Origin of the sequence: Comamonas sp. 4034 (assembly GCF_050434545.1) — a bacterium.
Taxonomy (GTDB): Bacteria; Pseudomonadota; Gammaproteobacteria; order Burkholderiales; family Burkholderiaceae_C; genus Comamonas; species Comamonas odontotermitis.
Genome location: NZ_JBNDIT010000048.1, coordinates 1 through 4,063, shown reverse-complemented (window position 1 = coordinate 4,063; position 4,063 = coordinate 1). Strand labels below are relative to the sequence as shown.

General features: G+C 54.0%; 3 protein-coding genes. All 3 read left to right on the top strand.

The window, feature by feature from the left end; genetic code table 11:
* Positions 1-3,012, top strand: a 3,012-nt coding sequence (locus tag ABIE32_RS21605; protein ID WP_429019363.1) for an RHS repeat-associated core domain-containing protein, incomplete at its 5' end; no start/stop codon positions are given.
* A 1-nt stretch (position 3,013) separates the two neighbouring features.
* Positions 3,014-3,340 (top strand): hypothetical protein, encoded by a 327-nt coding sequence (locus tag ABIE32_RS21600; protein ID WP_429019361.1) that lies wholly within the window; start codon positions 3,014-3,016, stop codon positions 3,338-3,340.
* Between the two features lie 136 nt (positions 3,341-3,476).
* Positions 3,477-3,821: a hypothetical protein gene (locus ABIE32_RS21595; RefSeq protein ID WP_429019359.1), complete on the top strand. Its 345-nt coding sequence runs from the start codon at positions 3,477-3,479 to the stop codon at positions 3,819-3,821.
* Positions 3,822-4,063: the final 242 nt, after the last annotated feature.

Here is a 4,063-nt window from a genome sequence, read left to right as displayed (position 1 = left end):
TCCAGCGCCTGGGCCTACAACCCCAATGGCCTGCCGTACTCCTACACCGATGCGGGCGGCCAGACCGTGTTTGGCTACGACACCAAGGGTAACCTCAACAAGGTCACCGACCCACAGGGGCGCATCAGCCAGTACACCCACGATGGCGCAGGCCGCATCCTCACCGCGACCGACCCCTCTGGCCTTGTGCGCAGCTACAGTTACAACCCCAAGGGCCAGCTCACCAGCTTCAGCGCTGGGGGCTTGCTCACCACGCTCAGCTACCTGCCCAACGACAAGCTGGGCACCGTCACATTCGCCAACGGCTACGCCATCACCTACCAGTACGACGGCGCCCTGCGCACCAGCAAGTGGAGCGACAACCGGGGCAACTCCGGCCAGTACACCCTCGACGCGCAAGACAACGCCACCAGCGCCATCGTCAAGGACAGCGCGGCCACTACCGCCTTGCAGGTACAGCGCACGATCAACAGTCTTAACAAGGTGGCGAGCGAGACCCGAGGTGCCAACCAAAGCACAAGCTTGAGCTATGACGCCAATGGAGACTTGGTCTCTGCCAGCAATGGCCTGTCTCAAACCACCACGCTTGCAGTGGACGGCCTGCGCCGCTTGAACAAAGTGACCGACCCGCTGAACAACGCAGCCTCGCTCACCTACGACCAGCTGGACAGTGTTACCGCAGCCAAAGACTTCAAGGGCGTCACCACCAGCTACACCCGCGATGCACTGGGCAACGCCAAGCAAGAGGTCACCCCCGATGCAGGCACCGGCAATGCCACCTACGACGTGCGTGGCCTTCTGGCATCCACCACTGATGCCACAGGCCGCACCATTGGTGTAGAGCGCGATGCCCTGGGCCGCATCACCAAGATCAACTACAACAACGGCACATCGTCTGTGCTGCGCTACGACCTCACCGGCACCACCTACAACACCGCTGCTGCGCCCAATGCCAGCATCGGGCACTTGAGCGAAGTGCAGGACCCGGGAGTCACCACCCAATACCAGCGCGACGCTCTGGGCCGCGTGCTGCGTAAGACACAGATCCTGGCAGGGGGCACCACCAAGTCCATTGCCTACACCTACGTGCCAGCAGGCCAGGGTGGGGCAGGCAGCGTGCAAAGCATCACCTATCCATCTGGCAAACAACTGGCCTACCAGTACGACAGCACGGGCCTCATCACCGGCATGCAGTGGAACGGTGCGGCACTCCTCTCAGGCCTGACTTGGAACCCGCTGGGCATGCCTACGGGCTGGAGCTGGCCCGGCATCCTGGCTGCGCCAGGAGCCACCGCCAAGCTGGCAGAAGCGCGCAGCTACAACACCGCAGGCCAGCTCACCCACACCGGCATCCTTGATCTGACCTGGGACGCGGCAGGGCGCGTGTCTGCCATCGAGCAAAGCCAGATGGTGGCAGCCGCTGCAAGCGCCGGGGGCGCAGCCACCACCACCGTGCAAGCCCGCATCGCCAGCGCCTACACCTACGACGCAGCCGGGCGCATGACCGCCAGCGGCCACAGCCTCAAGAGCACAGCCGCTGTCAACTGGCCCAAGGTGGGCACCCTGGCCACGGGCCTCTTGGATGTCGCAGGCTACAACTCCATGGGCTATGCGTACGACGCCAACGGCAACCGCCTCTCGGCCTCCATCGTCAAGACGCCTGCATCGGGTAGTAGTACCACCACCACCCGCACCTACAGCCTGACCGCTAGCACCAATGTGCTAGCCAGCATTGCCAGCACCACCACTCCGGGCAACGCAGCGAGCACCAAAACCTACCAGTACGACGCAGCAGGGGCCATCACCTCAGCCACTACCAGTGGCACTACCAGCGGAGCCCAATACCTGCACTACGGTGCCAATGGCCGCGTCGCCAAAGTCACCGGCACCGCCAGCAGCACCGACCCCAGTGCCGTCAGCTACCTCTACAACAGCGCAAGCCAGCGCCTGCTCAAAACCGATGCACGGCAAAGCACCACGGCCCCGCGCACCGAGCACACCCTCTACAGCGAAGAAGACAGCGCGCAACTCGTGGGCACCTACAGCAACCAGCGCAGTGCAAGCTCGGCAGCGCCTGCGGGCGAGATGGACAGCACCGAAGTCATCTACCTGCCCACCGCCCAAGGCATGGTGCCAGTGGCGGCCCAGATCAATGGGCGGCTGTATGCCATCCACGCAGACCACCTGAGCACCCCCAGGCGCCTGACCAACCAGCAAGGGCAAGTGGCCTGGCAGTGGCTGCTGACTGGCTTTGGCGAAGTGAGCCCGACCACCGGGGCGAAAGGCTATGTGCAAGCGGACAGCGCAGTCGCTGGCAGCCTGCCCAGCTACGCGCCAGAGGTGACCTTCAACCTGCGCTATCCGGGCCAGCAGTGGGACGAAGAGACGCAGCTGAGCTATAACGTCAACCGGTACTATGGGCCTTTGGATGGACGGTATTTTCAGGCTGATCCGATTGGGCTGGCAGGCGGGTGGAATCGGTTTGCTTATGTGAGCGGCAATCCTCTGAGCTATACCGATCCACAAGGGTTGTGTATCGGGCCTTTAGCTTATGCGTGTGGATGGGCTCTAGTTTATGCTTACGAGATAACGATTGCAGGTGTTATTGCTGCTGATTTGACATTGGCAATATCAACTGGTGCTGTAAATCCCATAATTGCGGGACCTGCAAGCTTTGCAACAAGAGCCAAAACTATTGCTCAAGAAATTGGTGCAATAGAGACATTTGCAAATTTTTCTGCTGCCAAAAAAGTATACGGAGTTGCAGGAAAAGAGATACATCATGTTGTTGAGCAGTGCCAAGTTGCAAGATCAGGTTTTCCAGTTACTCAAATTAATTCAACTAATAATCTTATTAATCTTGATCCAATCGTGCATGGCGCTATTAGTGCGGAATACTCATCTTATATTCCAGGCACAACTATTCGTCTAAGAGATTATTTAAACGGGAAAAGCTTCGACGATCAGTATAAAATTGGCATGGAAATAATTCAAAAACACATGGAGAAATAAGATGTCTGCAGAAGACTTGCGAGAAGAATTTATTAGGTATACCAAGGAGTATTTTGAAATACAGAAGAGCTCTAATTCATCCTTGCTTAATAATTTTACAAAAAAACTAAATCACACAATCGAGGAGTGGTCTCGCAAACAATCAATCGATGATATATTGCGGCCATTAATAAGAGATAGTTCAAGTGAAGTCAGATTTTTATCCTCTAGCTATTTGATAAAATATTGCAAAGATGAAGAGATTATTAATGTATTACTTTCGTTGAAAAATGATAAAAATCCTCATATATCAATCTTCAGTCCAATAGTTATAGATGTAAATAAATAACTTCAAACCTGATTGATTAAATTACATCCAATATAGCATCATTTAAAAAGTCACCTGCAACCCCGCATATATCGCAAAAATAAGGGGTTTAGGTGGCTTTGTTGTTGGCGCTAGCGTTGCGTATCCACTACGAACTGTGCTGCGCTTCATAGGGGGATCATTGAATCTAGCGGAACTAATTTCATTCTTTAGAAGATCTGGTAAGTTTGAGGATTTTTGTAAGATTAATAATTTGAATTCCGAGTCTGAGGTGATTGAGATCTATGCAATCGATCCTCGTGATATTAATTCTGATCTCGGATTTTTTCCAATTGAAAATACAGAAGGTCAAGTTGTAATTAATATTAATGGTCTTAAGTACTATAATCTCTTTGATTTTTTCTATTTTTTAGATGTCATTAATGATGTGAAGGGTGATGAAAAAATATCTGATATAGAGCTAGCCAAGAGACTTTTGAAATATTCGGAAGATGATGCGTAGCCCTTTAATTTTTCCCTCTCAAACTCATTAAGAAGTCACCTGAAACCCCAGTCAGCCACAGTCACGGCGACTGGGGCAGATGGCTTTTCCGTTTGTGCCTGCGTTTGCGAGTTCGCTAAGAAGTGCGCTGGTATGTGGTTATGAGGCCAACCTCGCGCGCGCGTACTGGTCTCAAAACCGGGCACTGGCGTGGCGTGTTTCTACCCTTCGCCAACAGAATCGTTTTGCGCTCCAGGTGCCGG